This is a genomic window from Ferrovibrio terrae (assembly GCF_943371255.1).
Classification (GTDB): domain Bacteria; phylum Pseudomonadota; class Alphaproteobacteria; order Ferrovibrionales; family Ferrovibrionaceae; genus Ferrovibrio; species Ferrovibrio terrae_B.
Genome location: NZ_CALRUC010000043.1, coordinates 1 through 16,586, shown reverse-complemented (window position 1 = coordinate 16,586; position 16,586 = coordinate 1). Strand labels below are relative to the sequence as shown.

General features: G+C 66.0%; 21 protein-coding genes and 1 tRNA gene. 11 read left to right on the top strand and 11 right to left on the bottom strand.

Going from position 1 to position 16,586, the window contains the following annotated elements:
* Positions 1-9 precede the first annotated feature (9 nt).
* A complete protein-coding gene (locus AAG799_RS11060; RefSeq protein WP_341895889.1) occupies positions 10-1,464 on the top strand; it encodes a M81 family metallopeptidase in 1,455 nt (484 codons plus the stop codon).
* Positions 1,465-1,682: 218 nt separating this feature from the next.
* On the opposite strand, the gene AAG799_RS11055 is transcribed toward AAG799_RS11060, so the two are convergent.
* Positions 1,683-2,687, bottom strand: a complete 1,005-nt coding sequence (locus AAG799_RS11055; RefSeq protein WP_341895888.1) for a tripartite tricarboxylate transporter substrate binding protein — start codon at positions 2,685-2,687, stop codon at positions 1,683-1,685.
* Positions 2,688-2,812: 125 nt separating this feature from the next.
* Between AAG799_RS11055 and AAG799_RS11050 the strand changes: the two genes are divergently transcribed.
* Positions 2,813-3,466 carry a TetR/AcrR family transcriptional regulator gene (locus AAG799_RS11050; RefSeq protein ID WP_341895887.1) on the top strand — a complete coding sequence of 218 codons (654 nt, stop codon included), beginning with the start codon at positions 2,813-2,815 and terminating at the stop codon, positions 3,464-3,466.
* A 1-nt stretch (position 3,467) separates the two neighbouring features.
* A complete protein-coding gene (locus AAG799_RS11045; RefSeq protein WP_341895886.1) occupies positions 3,468-4,601 on the top strand; it encodes an aromatic ring-hydroxylating dioxygenase subunit alpha in 1,134 nt (377 codons plus the stop codon).
* Here the strand turns inward: AAG799_RS11045 and arsB are convergent.
* From arsB to AAG799_RS11015, 6 genes are all read right to left on the bottom strand, one after another.
* On the bottom strand, positions 4,598-5,617 hold the full coding sequence (gene arsB, locus AAG799_RS11040; protein ID WP_341895910.1) for an ACR3 family arsenite efflux transporter: 1,020 nt from the start codon (positions 5,615-5,617) through the stop codon (positions 4,598-4,600). The two genes, AAG799_RS11045 and arsB, sit on opposite strands and share 4 nt — an antisense overlap.
* Positions 5,618-5,655: 38 nt before the next feature.
* Positions 5,656-6,174, bottom strand: a complete 519-nt coding sequence (locus tag AAG799_RS11035; RefSeq protein ID WP_341895885.1) for an arsenate reductase ArsC — start codon at positions 6,172-6,174, stop codon at positions 5,656-5,658.
* Positions 6,146-6,496, bottom strand: coding sequence for a metalloregulator ArsR/SmtB family transcription factor (locus tag AAG799_RS11030; protein ID WP_341895884.1), 351 nt, complete (start codon positions 6,494-6,496; stop codon positions 6,146-6,148). Before AAG799_RS11030 ends, AAG799_RS11035 begins: the two co-directional genes overlap by 29 nt.
* 90 nt (positions 6,497-6,586) lie before the next feature.
* Positions 6,587-7,771, bottom strand: a complete 1,185-nt coding sequence (locus tag AAG799_RS11025) for an MFS transporter (RefSeq protein WP_341895883.1) — start codon at positions 7,769-7,771, stop codon at positions 6,587-6,589.
* On the bottom strand, positions 7,771-9,168 hold the full coding sequence (locus AAG799_RS11020) for an FAD-dependent oxidoreductase (RefSeq protein ID WP_341895882.1): 1,398 nt from the start codon (positions 9,166-9,168) through the stop codon (positions 7,771-7,773). The genes AAG799_RS11025 and AAG799_RS11020 overlap by 1 nt, the downstream gene beginning before the upstream one ends.
* 62 nt (positions 9,169-9,230) lie before the next feature.
* Entirely contained in the window at positions 9,231-9,608 is a 378-nt protein-coding gene (locus tag AAG799_RS11015) for an ArsR family transcriptional regulator (protein ID WP_341895881.1), read from the bottom strand.
* Between the two features lie 153 nt (positions 9,609-9,761).
* Here AAG799_RS11015 and AAG799_RS11010 point away from each other — a divergent pair, with 153 nt between their 5' ends.
* The 5 genes from AAG799_RS11010 (at position 9,762) to AAG799_RS10990 (ending at position 12,027) form a co-directional block, all read left to right on the top strand.
* A complete protein-coding gene (locus AAG799_RS11010) occupies positions 9,762-10,277 on the top strand; it encodes a YeeE/YedE thiosulfate transporter family protein (RefSeq protein WP_341895880.1) in 516 nt (171 codons plus the stop codon).
* Positions 10,278-10,293: 16 nt separating this feature from the next.
* Complete coding sequence (locus tag AAG799_RS11005; RefSeq protein ID WP_341895879.1) at positions 10,294-10,914, top strand: YeeE/YedE thiosulfate transporter family protein; 621 nt, start codon at positions 10,294-10,296, stop codon at positions 10,912-10,914.
* Positions 10,915-10,941: 27 nt separating this feature from the next.
* Entirely contained in the window at positions 10,942-11,145 is a 204-nt protein-coding gene (locus tag AAG799_RS11000) for a DUF2892 domain-containing protein (protein WP_341895878.1), read from the top strand.
* Positions 11,146-11,253: 108 nt separating this feature from the next.
* Positions 11,254-11,544: an acylphosphatase gene (locus AAG799_RS10995; protein WP_341895877.1), complete on the top strand. Its 291-nt coding sequence runs from the start codon at positions 11,254-11,256 to the stop codon at positions 11,542-11,544.
* Positions 11,545-11,556: 12 nt separating this feature from the next.
* The gene (locus AAG799_RS10990) at positions 11,557-12,027 is read left to right on the top strand and encodes a hypothetical protein (RefSeq protein WP_341895876.1); all 471 of its coding nucleotides are present in this window, start codon (positions 11,557-11,559) and stop codon (positions 12,025-12,027) included.
* Here the strand turns inward: AAG799_RS10990 and AAG799_RS10985 are convergent.
* The 3 genes from AAG799_RS10985 to AAG799_RS10975 form a co-directional block, all read right to left on the bottom strand.
* Positions 12,014-12,889 carry a helix-turn-helix transcriptional regulator gene (locus AAG799_RS10985; RefSeq protein WP_341895875.1) on the bottom strand — a complete coding sequence of 292 codons (876 nt, stop codon included), beginning with the start codon at positions 12,887-12,889 and terminating at the stop codon, positions 12,014-12,016. The genes AAG799_RS10990 and AAG799_RS10985 overlap by 14 nt on opposite strands.
* 86 nt (positions 12,890-12,975) lie before the next feature.
* Positions 12,976-13,611: a glutathione S-transferase family protein gene (locus AAG799_RS10980; protein ID WP_341895874.1), complete on the bottom strand. Its 636-nt coding sequence runs from the start codon at positions 13,609-13,611 to the stop codon at positions 12,976-12,978.
* 142 nt (positions 13,612-13,753) lie between these two features.
* Entirely contained in the window at positions 13,754-14,437 is a 684-nt protein-coding gene (locus AAG799_RS10975; RefSeq protein ID WP_341895873.1) for a hypothetical protein, read from the bottom strand.
* Positions 14,438-15,123: 686 nt separating this feature from the next.
* Between AAG799_RS10975 and AAG799_RS10970 the strand changes: the two genes are divergently transcribed.
* Positions 15,124-15,354: a hypothetical protein gene (locus AAG799_RS10970; RefSeq protein ID WP_341895872.1), complete on the top strand. Its 231-nt coding sequence runs from the start codon at positions 15,124-15,126 to the stop codon at positions 15,352-15,354.
* 29 nt (positions 15,355-15,383) lie between these two features.
* Here the strand turns inward: AAG799_RS10970 and lipB are convergent, their stop codons facing one another.
* Positions 15,384-16,100 (bottom strand): lipoyl(octanoyl) transferase LipB, encoded by a 717-nt coding sequence (lipB, locus tag AAG799_RS10965; RefSeq protein WP_341895871.1) that lies wholly within the window; start codon positions 16,098-16,100, stop codon positions 15,384-15,386.
* 81 nt (positions 16,101-16,181) lie between these two features.
* On the opposite strand from lipB, the gene AAG799_RS10960 reads away from it, so the two are divergent.
* Positions 16,182-16,421, top strand: a complete 240-nt coding sequence (locus tag AAG799_RS10960) for a FliM/FliN family flagellar motor switch protein (RefSeq protein ID WP_341895870.1) — start codon at positions 16,182-16,184, stop codon at positions 16,419-16,421.
* Between the two features lie 73 nt (positions 16,422-16,494).
* Positions 16,495-16,581, top strand: a tRNA-Leu gene (locus AAG799_RS10955).
* Positions 16,582-16,586 lie beyond the last annotated feature (5 nt).

The window sequence follows — 16,586 nt, the reverse complement described above, 5'->3', positions numbered from 1 at the left end:
ACCGGAGTCATGACCAAAAAACGCCTCGCCGTTGCCCGCCTCTGGCATGAGGGCAACAGCTTCTCCCCGCTGCCCACCATACTGGCCGATTTCGAGCGCCGCGAATGGTTCGAAGGCGCCGGTCCTCTCGCGCGCTATCGCGGCACTGGCACCGAGCTGGGTGCCGTGGCGGCTTTCATCGACGCCCATGCCGATTGGGACGTGCAGGTGCTGCGCTGCGCTTCGGCACCGCCCGGCGGCCCGGTGGAGGATGCGCTGTATGAACGCATTGTCGCCGACATGCTGCGCGGGCTGCAGGGACAGCACTGGGATGCCGTCTATCTCTCGCTGCATGGCGCGCTGGTCGCGGTCAGCGAACCGCAGGCCGACCTGAAGCTGATCCGCCGCGTGCGTGCCGCCATCGGCACCACGCCGCTGGGCGTCAGCTTCGACCTGCATGCCAATATTTCCCCCGATCTGGTGCAGTTGGTCGATTTCGCCTCGGGCTACAAGACGCACCCGCATGTCGATATGGACAAAACAGCCGCCCTCGTGCTGGCCGAACTGGAGCGGCTGGCCGCTGGCGATGCAAAGCGGCATGGCGCGGTGAAGAAAATCCCGGCGCTGCTGCACAGCTTCAACATGCGCACCGCGGCTGGGCCGATGGCCGACACGGTCAACGAGGCCAGGGCGCTGTGCCGTGACGGGGTGAAGGACATCACCGTGTTCGGCGGTTTCGTCTGGGGTGACAGTCCCGATGCCGGCGCCGGCATTCTCAGCTATGCCGAAACGGCGGCGCAGGCGCAGGCCGCTGCGGATACGGTCGCGGCGAGCCTTTATGCGCGGCGCATGCAGTTCCAGGCCAGCCTGCCGACGCCAGCGCAAGGACTGGCACAGGCGCTGGCCACACCGGGCCTCGTCTGCGTGGTCGAGCCAAGCGACAATCCGCTGTCCGGCGGCATCGGCGACACCACGGGGCTGCTGCGCGAGCTGATGGAAACGCGCGCCGATGGCGAAGCCGTGTTTGCCTTCCTCTACGATCCCGCGCTGGTGCAGCAGGCCAGGACGGCCGGCATCGGCAGCCGCATTGCGGCCAAGCTCGGCGGGCGGATCGCGCCGCATTTCGGCGCGCCGGTGGTGGCAACTGTTGAAGTGGTGGCGCTCACCGATGGCCGCTTTGTCAATGAAGGCCCGTTCGAGACCGGCATGGCGGTCGATCTGGGCGATACCGCCGTGCTGCGGGCTGGCCGGGTGAAGATCATCATCACCTCCAGCTGCCAGGCCGGCATCGATCCGGCCTATTTCCGCCTGCATGGCATCAATCTGGCCGGCACGCGGCTGATCGCCGCCAAAGCGAAGAACCATTTCCGCGCTGCCTTCGTGGATCGCGCGGCCGTCATCGTCGATGTCGACACGCCCGGCCCGGCGGCGTTCGATCTCTCGGTGCTGCCGTTCCGGCATCTGCCGGAGAATATCGAGAAGTAAGACCCTCACCCCAACCCTCTCCCGCAAGCGGGAGAGGGAGGGCCCCGGGTTCAACACAAGTCGTCACCCTCGGGCTTGTCCCGAGGGTCCATCCCAACTATCCGCGCATCGGAACTGGCAGATGGATGCCCGGCACAAGGCCGGGCATGACGACTTATGTTTAATCGTCATCCCCACCCAAGAATCGATTCTTGGCGGGGATCTCATTCCATTTTTCCTCAATCGATCCTGGCGCCCGAGGCCTTCACGGCCTTGGCCCATTTGTCGATCTCGGTCTTCATCAGGTCGGCCAGCACCTGCGGCTTGCCGCCGACGGGATCGGCACCCTGCTGGTCGAACTGCGCCTTCATCTCCGGCGTCTTCAGGATCGCGTCGATTTCCGCATTCAGCTTGTCCACGATCGGCGCCGGCGTCTTGGCCGGGGCATACATGGCGAACCAGGCGGTGGCGCTGTAATCCGGCAGGCCCTGTTCGGCGATGGTCGGGATATCCGGCGTCGAGGGCCAGCGCTTCGGCGTGGTGACGCCCAGCGCACGCAATGCACCGGAGCGGATATGCGGCAGGGCCGAGGGCAGGTTGTCGAAGGTGAACTGCACGTTCCCGCCCAGCAGGTCGGTCAGCATCGGGCCCGAACCGCGATAGGGCACATGGATCATGTCGGTGCCGGTCATGGTCTTGAACAGCTCGGCCGAGAGATGGCCCGAGGTGCCGTTGCCCGGCGTGCCGAAATTCAGCTTGCCCGGCTGCGCCTTCGCCAGCGCGATGAATTCCTGCACGGTCTTGGCCGGCACGGACGGATGCACCACCAGCACATTGGCCACCATGGCGACCAGCGAGACGGGGGCGAAATCCTTCACCGGGTCATAGCCCAGCTTGGAATACAGGCTGATGTTGATCGAATGGGTGCCGATGGTGCCCATCATGATGGTGTAGCCATCGGGATCGGCCTTGGCGGTGAATTCGGTGCCGATATTGCCACCGGCGCCGGCCTTGTTGTCGACCACGAACTGCTGGCCGAGCCGCTCGCTCAGCTTGGCCGAGATATGGCGGGCCAGGATGTCGGTGGTGCCGCCGGCGGGGAAGGGCACCACCACGCGGACCGGCTTGCTCGGATAGGCCTGCGCCAGCACGGGCGAGACCGGCGCCAGCGCCAGCAGCGCAGCGGCGGCCAGAAGGCCGCGGGTGAATGTCTTGCGGCTAAACATCTTGTGGGAGAGGGTCATACGGCGTCTTCTTTCGTCTGGTTTTCAGCCGGCGGCGGACTCGCCGGCGCCGCATTCTACGGTGTGCTCCGCCTGCGACCCAAGCATTTGTTGCGGATTGAATTGAATTCAATTAAACTCCGGCCATGGCTAAACTGCGTGTCACCGCCGCCCAGCTCCTGCCGCCCAATGTCGCCGCTTCGCCCAAGGGCGGCGATACCCGGCTGCGGATTCTCGCGGCGGCTGCCGAGGCGCTGATCGCCGGCGAGGGCGAATGCGAAATCGCCGATGTGGCGCGCGCCGCCGGCATCTCGGCGGGCCTGAGCTATCACTATTTCAATTCCAAGGCCGGGCTGATCGCCGCCGTGGTCGAAGCCTTCTACGACCGCTTCGAGGCGGCCGTCATGGACATCAACCCCAAGCCCGGTGCCGGCTGGGGCGAGCGCGAGCGGCTGCGGCTCGAGCGCATGGTCGCCTTCCATTATGCCGAACCGCTGGCGCCGGTGATCCTGGCCAAGCTGAGCCGCACACCGGAGGTCGCCGCTGTCGAGGCGGCGCGGCTTGCCCGCCATATCGAACTCGCGGCTCACAACATCGAACTGGCGCAGGCGCGCGGCGACATCCCCGGCGATCTCGACGCGCATCTGCTCGGTGCCATGGTCCTCGGCGGCTTGCGCCAGGCCATCGGCCAGGCGCTGGCGGCACCGAAACGGCCGGGTCGTGAGCGCCTGACCGAGCAGCTCTGGGCCTTCATCGCCGGCACGGCACGGTTCAAGCCGGCCAAGAAAGGCGGTCGCTGAGATGCAGCCCGCATTGCAAACCGCATGGCTCACCCGCGTGCGCGACCATATGGCGGCGCGCAGCACGGATATGGCCGAGAGCGTCGCCCGCGTCGATGTGGCGCGCTACACCGATCCGGCGCGTCTGGCTGCCGAGCAGGCGCTGTTCCGCCGCACGCCGCTGGCGCTCAGCTTCGCATCGAAGCTGGCGCAGCCGGGCGATTACGTCACCCATGATCTGGCCGGCCTGCCGATCCTGCTGCTGCGCGATGCCGGCGGCGAGTTGCAGGCCTTCCTCAATGTCTGCCGCCATCGCGGCGCCAAGCTGGTCTGGGAGCGCGGCGGCTGCGGCAAGCGCACGCTGACCTGCCCCTATCATGCCTGGAGTTACGATCTCACCGGCAAGCTGCGCGGCATTCCGCATGAGGCGGGCTTTGCCGGGCTGGACAGGGCGCAGCACAATCTGGTGCGCCTGCCGGTGGCGGAAGCCTTCGGCCTGGTCTTCGTGTTGCCGGAACCGAGCGATGATTACGACTTCTCAGGCTTCCTCGCCGGCGTGAAGGATGATCTCGACAGCTTCGGTCTCGGCAGCCATGTCCTCTATGACGAACGCGAGATCGGCCTGCGCTGCAACTGGAAGGTCGTGATCGAGGGCGGGCTGGAAACCTATCATGTCCAGCATGCGCATAAACGCACCATCGCGCCGATGTTCGCCGACAACGTCGCAGTTGCCGACCGGCTGGAGCCGCATGCGCGGCTCTATTTCACCAAGCGCAATGCCGCCGAGCTGGGCGATGACCTGAGCGGCCGCAATGTGCGCGACTACGGCAACCCGCTGTATTACATCTTCCCCAACCTGATCATCCTGGTGCAGCCCGACCATGCCACGGTGATGACGGTATTTCCGCAGGGGGCGGATGCCTGCATCGTGCAGGGCGGCGCGCTGATCCCGCAGCCGCCGGCCACCGAGAAGGCGACGACCTACTGGGACAAGAACGTGAAGATCTTCTGGGATGCGCTGGACGAGGATTTCCAGATGGGCCAGGCGATCCAGGCCGGCTTCCGCGCCGGCGCCAACACGCATGTCACCTTCGGCCGTTTCGAGCAGGCCTGCGCCTGGTTCCACGACAGCCTGGATAAACGGCTGACGCCCTAGCGCCGCTCGTACCAGCCCTTGCTGCGGTTGACGATATGCACCACCGATAGCATCACCGGCACCTCGATCAGCACGCCGACCACGGTGGCGAGCGCGGCGCCCGACTGCAGGCCGAACAGGCTGATCGCCGCCGCCACCGCGAGTTCGAAGAAATTGCTGGCACCGATCAGCGCTGACGGCCCGGCGACGCAATGGGCCACGCCGCACTGGCGGTTCAGGCCATAGGCGAGGCCTGCATTGAAATAGACCTGGATCAGGATCGGCACCGCCAGCAAAGCGATCACCAGCGGATGCGCCACGATCTGCTCGCCCTGGAAGGCGAACAGCAGCACGAGCGTGGCGAGCAGCGCCAGCAGCGACAGCGGCGCCAGAGTCTGCAGGGCGCCTTGCAGGGCTGCCGCGCCGCGCCGCAGCAGCGCCCGGCGCCACAGTTGCGCGATCAGCACCGGCACCACGATATAGAGCCCGACCGAGAGCAGCAGCGTATCCCACGGCACGGTGATTGCCGAGATGCCGAGCAGCAGGCCGACCAAGGGCGCAAAGGCCACCACCATGATCAGGTCGTTGACCGCCACCTGGCTCAAGGTGAAATGCGGCTCGCCCTCCACCAGGTTGCTCCACACGAACACCATCGCGGTGCAGGGCGCGGCGGCCAGGAGTATGAGTCCGGCGATGTAGCTGTCGATCTGCTCGGCCGGCAGATACGGGCGGAACAGCCAGCCGATGAACAGCCAGCCGAGCAAAGCCATCGAAAACGGCTTCACCGCCCAGTTGATGAACAGCGTCACGCCGATGCCGCGCCAGTGCTGCCGCACCTCGCCCAGGCTGGCGAAGTCGATCTTCAGCAGCATGGGAATGATCATCAGCCAGACCAGCACGGCGACCGGCAGGTTGACCTTCGCCACTTCGGCCGCGGCCACCACCTGCACCAGGCCGGGCAGCCAGTGGCCCAGCGCGATGCCGGCGATGATGCACAGCGCCACCCACAGCGTGAGATAGCGCTCGAACAGCGTCATCGCCGGCCTGGCCGGTGCGGCAACCGCAAGATCCGACATCAGGAGGCCTTCGACTGGTCGCGGCCGATCTCGCGCAACCGGTTCTGCAGCGTCAGCTCATCCAGCGCCTTGAGCGGCAGGCTGGTGAAGGCGCGGATGCGGTTGGTCAGCATGCGATAGGTTTCGGCGAAAGCCAGCCGCTGCTCGACCTCGCTGCCCTCGACGGCTGCCGGATCGGGCAGGCCCCAATGGGCGGTCATCGGCTTGCCCGGCCAGATCGGGCAGACCTCGTTGGCGGCGTTGTCGCAGACGGTGAAGATGAAATCGAGCGGCGGCGCATCGGCACCGGCGAACTCGTCCCAGGATTTCGAACGCAGGCCGGCGACCGGATGGCCGCTTTTCTTCAGCAGGTCGAGCGCCATCGGATGCACCTCGCCCTTGGGGAAGCTGCCGGCGCTGTAGGCATGAAAGAGTCCGCCGCCGATCTCGTTCATGATCGCCTCGGCCAGGATGCTGCGCGCCGAATTGCCGGTGCAGAGGAACAGGATGTTAAACGGCTTTGCGTCTTGATCGGGCATCGGATGCACTCTTGGGGGTTGGCAGGCAGAGATCGGGCTGGCCGCCGCAGCAGCGGTCAGACAGGAAACCGATCAGGGTGTTCATCAGCGCGACATCGACGGCATAGATCAGCGAGCGGCTGTCGCGCCGCTGCGTGATCAGCCCGGCGCCGCGCAGTTGCGCCAGATGGAAGGACAGCGTCGGCGCCGGCACATCGAGCGCCTCGGCAATCGCGCCGGCCGACAGTCCCCCCGGCCCGGCCTCGACCAGCCGGCGATACACCGCGAGCCGCGTGTCCTGCGCCAGGGCACCGAAGGCGCGCACCGCAAGGGAATCGTCCATCTTTTTCATATTTCCAGATATATCGAAATATCTGGTGGATGCCAGTGAAGCTTTGATGACAGTCTGCGATGACGCGTCAGGTCACCTGTGTCACGCCTTGGCGGTTTGCGCCGTGGCAGTGCGCAGCGCCAGCATGGCGGCAAAGCCGCAGATGCACAGCCCGCTGGTGAACAGCAGCACATACTGCCCGTACCATTCGAGCAGCAGGGCGAACACGAAGGGCGCGCCGGCCTGGCCGAAGCGCGCCGGCGCGGCGAGCCAGCCCTGGCGCCGGCCATAGCCGATGGGACCGAAGATCACCAGCGGCAATGTCCCCTTGGCAATCGTCATCACGCCGTTGCCGGCGCCATGCAGCAGGGTGAACAGATAGGCCGCCGGCGCGCCGAAGATCAACAGCAGGCCGACGCCGAGCGGATGCGTGATCGAGGCCATGCGGGCGGAGAGCAGCGGATGGAAGCGCTGCAGCAGCGTATGTTCCAGCACGCGGGCGGCGACCTGGGCCGGGCCGACCAGGGCGGCGGCGGCAATCGCCATCGTCTTGCTGGCGCCGGCGGCTTCCAGGATGCGCGGCAGATGCGCCGCCATCGCCGTGCTGGTGATCCAGGTGACGGCGAAGGCAAAGGCCAGCAGCAGCATCGGCCGGGTGAAGATCGGCGCATCCTCCTGCGCCGTGGCGGGCGGCGGCGCGGTGATGTGTTCGCCCAGCTCGCGCGGAATCATCAGGCGGTTGAGCGGCAGGCCGATCAGCAGATGCGCGGCGGCCCAGACATAGCAGGTGGCGCGCCAGCCCCATTCGGCATCCACCAGCGCCGAGATCGGCCAGCAGATCGTGCTGGCAAAGCCGGCCAGCAGGGTGATGCCGGTGATGGCGCTGCGCGACTCCTTGCCATAGATCGCGGTCAGCGTGGCGAAGGCGGCCTCATAGAGTCCGATCGCCATGCCGAAACCGATCAGCAGCCAGGCGGCGACGAAGACCGCCAGATGCGTGGCACTGCCGAGCAGGGCGAGACCGGCCGCAAAGGTGAGGCTGGACAGCGTGAGGATGTTGCGGCCGCCGAAACGGTCGATGCGATGGCCCACGCCGGGGCCGATGAAGGCGGTCAGCAGCATCGCCACCGAAAAGGCGCCGTAGATCCAGCCGGTGGTGACGCCCAGATCGGCCGCCATCGGCCCGGCCAGGATCGCCGGCAGGTAATAGGTCGAGCCCCAGCCCAGCGTCTGCGCGGTGCCCAGCGCCAGGATGACGGCGAGGCGATGCTGCTTGCCGATCTGCATCAGCAGCAGTCCTTGGCAGCTTCCGTGCCGGCGAAATGCGGCTTCGGCGTGCAGCAGCTTTTCTCGGTGGCCGCGGTCACCGCGACGCGCAGCTTGGGCGTGCCGCAGCTTTTGCCGTCGCCGGCGGTCGCCAGGTTGCTGCTGCACACGCCGGTTTCCGGCAGGTCGAGCTGCACATCGTCGGCCGCGACCATGTCGCCAGCGAGGGCGGCGGCAATCGAGCGCACCTGCTCATAGCCGGTGGCGAGCAGGAAGGTGGGGGCGCGGCCATAGCTTTTTATGCCAGCAATGTAAAAACCGGGATCCGGCTGCGCCAGTTCGCGATGGCCATGCGGCCGCACCGTGCCGCAGGAATGCAGATTCGGGTCGATCAGCGGCGCCAGCACGCGCGGGCTTTCGGTGGCCGGATCGAGATCGAGGCGGATTTCGCGCAGCATGTCGAGCGCCGGCCGCTGGCCGGTCGCCACGATGATGCGGTCCACCGTGATGCTCTCTGCTGCGCCACCCGGCTGCTGCAGGGTCACCTGCAACGCCGTGCCGCCGCCGATCTTCGTCACCGTGCTGTTCATATGCAGATCGACGCCGCCGGCCTTCACTTCGGTTTCCAGGCTGCGGCCGAGCGCGCCGCGCGCTGCCAGCTTATCATTGCTGCCGCCGCCGAACAGCCGCGCCAGGCTGCCGCCGCGCACCGCCCAGACGATCTCGGTGGTCGGCGCCCGGCCTTTCAGCTTGGCCAGATCGAGCAGCACATTGGCTGCCGAATGTCCGGCGCCGAGCACCAGCACGCGCTTGCCCACATAGGTATCGACATCGCGGCCCAGTACATCGGGGATGCCATAGGCAATGCGCGCGGCCGCTTCGCGCTCGCCCGGCACGGCCAGGCCGCTGCTGCCGATCGGATTGGGCTGGCTCCAGGTGCCCGAGCAGTCGATCACCGCACGCGCCAGATCCTGCCGCGCGCTGCCATCGCGTTTGCGGATGCTCAGCAGGAAGGGCGCCGCCTCGCGGCCCGCCGTCTTCATCTTGTCGAAACCCTGGCGGCTCACCGCCGTGATGCGCGCGCCGGTTTCCAGCACGGCGCTGATCGCCGGTGTTGCCGCCAGCGGCTTCAGATACTGCGCATACAGCTCCGCGCCGGTCGGATGCACCTGCAGGGACGGCGCCGTCCAGCCGGTCGGTTCCAGCAGGGCGCGCGCGGCCGTGTCGATGTTGTAGGACCACGGCGAGAACAGCCGCACATGGCCCCAGTCGCGCACATGATCGGCGATATCGTCGCCGGCCTCATAGAGCTTCACCTTCAGGCCGCGTGCCAGCAGCTGCGCGGCGGCAGCCAGGCCGACCGGGCCGGCGCCGATGATGGCGATCGGTAGGGCAAGGGCGGTGTTGATGGCGTTCATGGCAGGGCTCCTTCGGTGTTCGTCGAAATACGAATGCGACAGTCAAAAAAAGGGGTGCAGGCTTACAGGTTGCCGAGCAGCTGCTGCAGGCGGCGCAGCTTGGGCAGATCGACGCAATAGCAGGGGCGGGCATCGCTGATATCGCCGCGCACCAGGCCAGCATCTTTCAGGATGGTGAGATGCTGCGAGGCGGTGGACGGCGCCACCGGCAGCAGGTCGGCCAGCTTGCCGAAATAGCAGGTGCCGATGCGCAGCAGGTTGCGCAGGATCAGCACGCGCACCGGATGGGCGACCGCCTTGGCCAGTTCGGCCAGCTCGTCATCCTCGGGCCGGGCATGCTCGACCAGGTCGGCCGGGATCGCCGCCGCCGACAGGCCGGGATCGCAGCAGGCAGCATCTGCTTTGGCGGACGATTTGCGGGACTTGGCGCGGGTGGCCATCGGGGCGTTCCATTCGTAATTCGACGAATAACGTAATGCAGGCTCGCGGCGCCGTCAAGCCGGCTTGATCCACATCAAATTAAAACACTTCACAACTGTATAAACTCACCTTCAGTTTCAAGAGTCGCCAGTTTCAAGAGTCGGAGGTGTCCCATGCTCTCGCTGCGTGACAAGGCCTGGTCGCCCTATGCGGCCGGCATCCTGATCGGCCTGCTGCAGATTCCGGCCTTCCTGCTGATCAACACCGCGCTCGGCGCGTCCTCCTCCTATGTCACCGTCGCCGGCAATCTCGCCGCGCTGGTCGATCCCGGCGCCGCCAAGATCGACTACATCGCCAAACATCTCGCCGGCGCCAAGAACTGGTGGCAGGTCGCGCTGGTGATCGGCGTGGCGCTCGGCGCCCTGCTGTCGTCGCGGCTCTCGGGCGCAAGCCGTCCGCCGATGTCCACGGTCTGGTCACGCGGGCTGGGCATCACCAGCATGGCGCAGCGCGCGCCGCTGGCCTTCGTCGCCGGCTTCATCATGCTGTTCGGCGCCCGCATCGCCGATGGCTGCACCAGCGGCCATGGCCTGTCGGGCATCGCCCAGCTCGCCATCGGGTCCTTCATCGCCGTCGCCGCCATGTTTGCCGGCGGCATCGCCACCGCGCTGCTGCTGCGGCGCGTGTAGAGAAGAGGAGAGCGTCATGAGCGTTCTGTCCGCCATCTTCGTCGGCCTCGCCATGGGCCTGGTCTTTGGCCTGGCGCTGGAGAAATCGCGCGTCTTCGAACCCGGCGTGATCGTCGGCCAGATGCAGCTGCGCAACTTCATCATGCTCAAGGTCTTCCTCAGCGCCGTGGCCACCGGCCTGGTGGTGCTCGCCGCGCTGAACGGCTTCGGGTTCATCAAGCTGGCGCCCAAGGCCACGCTCTACACCGCCGATATCGCCGGCGGCCTGATCCTCGGCGTCGGCATCACCCTGGCCGGCGGCTGCCCCGGCACCGTGCTGGCGCAGATCGGCGCCGGCTATCGCGATGCCTGGGCCACGCTGCTGGGCGGCCTGTGCGGCGCGCTGACCTTCGGCTATCTCGAACCCGTGCTGCGGCCGTGGATCGATGGCGGCCCGGGCAAGCTGACGCTGGATCACCTGGTCGGCCTGCCGTTCTGGCAGGTGGCGGTGATGTTTGCCGCGCTCATCATCATGCTGCTGGTGCTGCTGGAACGCTGGCGCCCCTGGCAGACCGAGCTGGGCCGCCATGTCGATGGCGATACCGGCAGTGCCGCCACCGGCGGCAGCGGCCGGCGCCACATCGTTTCGCAGCACTGATCCCGCCAACCCAACGGAGCAAACACCATGTCCAGCAATGTCGGCGGTTTCGACCGCGTTCTCCGCATCGCCGCAGGCGCCATCCTGCTGACTTTTGCCGTCGTCTATCCCGGCGAGGAACGCTGGTTCGGCCTGATCGGCCTGGTGCCGCTGGCCACCGGCCTGTTCCGCTTCTGCCCGGCCTATACGCTGCTGGGCATCAACACCTGCCCGCTCAAGCCCGAGGCCTGACCCGAGAGGCCAAAACCGGGGCCTGACCCGGCCAGACCGGCGGGTTTAAGACCTTCGACGCGCTGGCCCGCCCGGGCCCGCCCGGGCTAGACTTGGGCCATGGCAAAGATGGCGCGCAGATACTTCGTTTCCGGCCGGGTGCAGGGCGTGGGCTACCGCTACTGGACCACGACGCGGGCCAAGGCGCTGGGCCTGGTCGGCTGGGTGCGCAACCGGCGCGACGGCCGCGTGGAAGTGCTGGCCTTTGGCGAGACATCCGATCTCGACAGCCTGGAGCAGGATCTGCATGGCGGCCCCGAAGCCGCCACGGTGGAGACAGTGGAGCCCGGCCCGGTGACGCCGGAAGAGGCCGAGCTGGCCGCCGGCGCGACCAAATTCTCGCAGACGCCGACGCTGTAGGGTATCTGACCGTTGCGTATCGAACTGCCAATCCGTTTTACAGTTCGTGCGCCTGAAAACGCGTCTAAATATATTCCCTCCATTATTGCGCGGATATCGGCTGATTTTGAAAACGAAAAGCGGGGTCATGTGCAACGCTATCCATCGGAATTCTTATTCCGCCGGAGAGTGGCTGCGCTGCCATTTTCTTATGATGAGCTTGCATTGTTCGATGACGGGAAATTCTCTATCACCGCCCAGGGCCATGTCCTGATTGTGGATTGTAAGTTGGGAATGAAGATCGGCGAGAGAATGGCACTTTTCCTGCTTGGTATTTTTGTACTTGCTCTCGTCAGTCGTAATGAGCCCTTTCTTTTTCTCACCATTGTCGGGCTCGTAATTATTGCCACTTCTGTCTTTGCCTTTTTACGACTACTTGCCGTGCGGCGCTGGCTCAATAAAATAGTGCAAAACACTATTACTCTTGAGCCTACAGCGCGTTGATATCCGCCCCGTTCCGCACCCTCATTTCATCATCGGCGGGGCGATGGCGGGCATGGCCGCGGATGGCCGTGGGCGCAAAGCCGAACCGTTCGCGAAACCGGATGGCAAAGCGCGAGGCCGATTCATAGCCGACCTCCAGCGCGATGCGGTTGACCGCATGCTCGGTCGACTGTAGCAGCAGCATGGCATAGGACATGCGCATATCGGTCAGCAGGTCACCGAAGCTGGTGCCTTCCGCGGCCAGGCGTCGCCGCAGTGTCGCCTCGCTCAGTCCGAGATGTTTCGCCGCCAGCGCTGTTGTCCACGGCTCGCTCAGGCCGGTCTCCAACAGCCGGCGCAGCTGCATCGCCAGGGTGGGGGTATCCGCCGCCGCAAAACGAATGCGGTGGAGCGAGAGCCAGACCAGCATCTCGGCAACCCTGTGTTCCGCGACATTGCCCGGAATCGATCGCGCATCCCGGATCGCTTCGATGGCCCGATCGAAGGCCGCGGTGAAATGGGCATCGAGCCTCTTCAGAACGGCCGCTCCGGCCAGAGGGCGGCCGCCGCTTGCATCCCGCTCGAAGCGTTCCATGACCGGCGGGTCCCAGATGAGCCAGCGCGCCTCGTAGAGGCCCCTGTCAGACAGGCGATTGGTCACATCGAGAGTCTGTCCGCCGGCAATCGCGATGGCCTCGCCACCCCGGATTGACCATTGCCCCCTGGCAGATTGCAGGGTTTTCGTGCCGTGACGCAGCACGATCAGCGCCGGTCGATCAATCACGATCCGGCTGAACCGCAGGTCGCTGCGCTGGGCGACGCGGGCGGTGATGCCCACCCCGGGGCGCACCAGAATGCCTTGGTCGTCCAGCTTGGCGTTCATGGAATCACGGCGGACCGTTCATGACTGGGGGCCATCAGCATGTCCGGTCCCGGGGCATAGCTCAAGCCTGCGCCCCGGCGCCGGCTTCAGCTCAGCGGAAGACTGAATCCCGGATCGGCCTTCTGCATGGCGCGCTGGAATGCGGGCCGCGCTGCGATGCGCTGCAGATAGGCGCGAATCTGCGGATAGGGGCTGATGTCGCGCGGCGAGAAAACTCGCATCGTGGTCAGCGGGAAAAGCGTCATGATGTCGGCCGCGCTGAATGTCTCTCCCGCCAGAAACGGCACCTCGCCGAGCCGTGCCTCGATCTGATCGTAAGCGCGGTCGAGCCGGGCACGGAGCGCCGTCATCGCCCCGGCGCCACCGGGCAGGCGATTGCAGATCGAGTCGATCAGGGCGGCCGGCATGAACGACCCGTTGGCGAAATGGAACCAGTAGAGGAAATCGGCGTAACCGGGCGCGCCGTGCCGGATCAGCAGGCGGCCATGTCCATAGGTCTCCGCGACATACTCGATGATCGCGGCCGACTCCCCCAGCATGAGGTCGCCGTCACCGATCACCGGCGCGGTGCCGAACGGTGTCAGCGCCTGATAGGCGGCCGGCGCCATCCGGGTCTGCGGATCGCGTTCATAGCGCTTGAGGGTGTAGGGAATTCCGAGTTCCTCGCAAAGCCACACGATGCGGTCGGATTGCGACAGTCCAAGATGATGTACGGTGAGCACGGTGCGGGCCTTTCATGCGATGACGATCACCCACGCATAAAGGCTTTCGGGAAAACCGGCGGTGCCGGGCCAATCGATTTCGGTGCCGATCCGCTCATCCGTACGTGTCTGCGGAACCCGTTCGCAGAAGCCGACGCTGTCGCTACAGCGCGTTGATATCCGCCACTTCTAAAACAGGTTTGGGTGCGCCGGTCCGCGCGCAGGCGATCATCGCCTTGCCGACCTGCTCGGTGGTGGTCAGCGATTGCGGCCACAGCAGCCGCACCAGCGGCAGCACCGGCATCAGCAGCAGATAGGCCAGCCGGTAGACCCGGCTTTTCGGTTTGATGCCATGCAGCGGCTCGATGGCGCCGGGGCGGAACATGTAGGCCGCCCTGAAGGGCAGGGCGAGCAGGGCATTCTCGGTGCGGCCCTTCACCCGCGCCCACATGAGCGCGCCGGCCTCGGTGCTGTCGGTGCCCCGCCCGGTGATATAGGTGAACACCATCTGCGGGTTGAGCCGGGCCAGCGTGCGCGCGGCGGCCAGCGTCAGGTCGTGGGTCACCCGGGTATAGGCCGCCTCGCTCATGCCCGCCGCGCTGACGCCGAGGCAGAAGAAACAGGCGTCGAAGCCGCTCAGCCGGTCCTCGATGCCGGCATAGTCGAACAGGTCGGGATGGATCAGGTCGGTCAGCTTGGCCGCCTCGGGGAGCCGCCCCATCGGGGTGGCGTCTTTCGTGGGGCTGCGGCCGATGGCGACCACCCGGCTGACGCCGGGGTCGAGCAGGCATTCGCGCAGCACGCCCTGGCCGACCATGCCGGTGGCGCCGAAGATCAGGATGTTCATAAAGGCCCCGGGCTGAAGGAAACGGGGGCCATCATAGCCGGGCCGGGGCGGCGGGCCATGCCGGCGGTCACAGGATGGGCTGGCAAGACCCTCACCCCGCACAGGGCGCCCGCGAAAGCTCCACTGGAGCTTTCGCAGCCCGTGCGCCTCTCCCGCAAGCGGGAGAGGGAGCCGCGACCGACTCTCCCTTTACCCTCTCCCGCTTGCGGGAGAGGGAGGGCCCCGGTCGCAGACCGGGAGGGTGAGGGTGTCTCGCCCTTCATCGTCATTCCCGCGAAAGCGGGAATCCAGCCAGCTGACCGACTGGGCTCCCGCTTTCGCGGGAGCGACGGGGGGAGTAATCCCGGCCTTGATCGTCGGAAATTGTACCTTATATGTTCCTGAATTTGCGATCCGGGAAAGGCGGCCGGCCCGCGGGCTGGCGCGAACCCGAACCGACCTGAACGAACCCCAACGAACCCCAACGAACCCCAACGAACCTCAACGAACCCGAACGAGCATCCAGTGAACCCCAGCGAAGCGCCGCGAAGCCCAGCGAACACTGGCGAAGCCTGGCGAACATGGATGATGATGGTGTCGCGAAGTGGAATGACGCAGAATGCCCCTCAGCCGGCCCGGCCGGCCAGTCATGATGTATCAATATCGAAAGACGATTTAATATTATGATTACAAAGAAAAAATATCGAATGACGCTGAAGGAGTGGGCGCTCTGCTATGTCGGTGCGCTGGCCTTTGGCGGCGTGGGCTGGTGGGCGACCGGCAACCAGTGGGTCGGCTTCGGCACCATCGTCATCTTTACCGCGGTTTACGTCCTGCTGCTGAAGTCACGCAAAGCCTCAGCCGAGCCGCAGGTGGTCTCGACCGCGGGCATGACCCGGCAGCAGCGCCGCGCCCATGAGCGCAAGAACAAGACCTAGGAATTCAGCAGGTTAAGAAGGGTATCTGATCAGACTTGGCAGCTTGCGCCGAGCCGGTCGAGCAGAGCGGTTTCCACCGTGTCGCGCAGCACCAGGTCCACCTCGGGCAGGCTGGGCGTCAGGCCCAGATCGGCCAGCGAGGTGACGCCGAACGGCTCGGCCGCCGTCTTCTGGATGCCGCAGGCGACGATGCCGCCATAGTGGTCGAGGTTGGGGTCCACATTCAGGCTCAGGCCGTGGAAGGTGATCCAGTGCCGGACGCGGACACCGATGGCGGCGATCTTGTCTTCCCGGCCCGGGCCCTGGTCGGGGCGCTCGACCCAGACGCCGACCCGGCCGTCGCGGATCGCGCCGGTCACATTGAAGCGGGCCAGGCTGGCGATCACCCAGTCCTCCATGCGGCAGACAAAGGCCCGCACGTCACGGCCGCGTTTGGTCAGGTCCAGCATCAGGTAGGCGATGCGCTGGCCGGGGCCATGATAGGTGTATTGTCCGCCGCGCCCGGTGGCATGCACCGGGAACTGCGGGTCCAGCAGGTCGGCGGCCCTGGCCGAGGTGCCGGCGGTATAGAGCGGCGGGTGCTCCAGCAGCCAGATCGCCTCGGGCGCTGTGCCGGCATGGATGGCGGCCACCCGGGCCTCCATGGCGGCCTGGGCATCCAGGTAGGCCACCGGCGTGTCGCTGATGATCCACTCCACCGGGCCGGCCGGGGTGGTGATGATCTGATTGGGCGGGGGAAGGACCATGGGGCGTACCGGGCGGCTTAACGCTGTGCTAACCTTGCCCGGGTTACTTAAGCCCTGCAGGGACCGGAAGGAAGGTGCGGCATGGCGATCAATACCGCCGTCAACGATGTCTCGGTCGAAATCTCCGTGGTGCTGGGGAAGGCGACCATGCCGATCCATCAGGTGCTGAAGGTCGGCCGCGGCGCTGTCATCGAGCTGGATGCCAGCGTGGACGACCATGCCTGGATTTTCGCCAACAACAAGCTGATCGCCCGGGGAGAAATCGTCATTTCCGGCGAGAAGGTTGCGGTTTCCATCACCGACACCATGTCGGACGACTAAGGCTGCCATTAACCTCTGGCGCGGCCTTGAATACCCCGGCGGGATTTGCTATTCCCCCGCGTCGCCCGAAAATGCGGTCGTGGCGGAATTGGTAGACGCGCAGCCTTGAGGTGGCTGTGGCCGAAAGGCCGTGAAAGTTCGAGTCTTTTCGACCGCACCATTCGA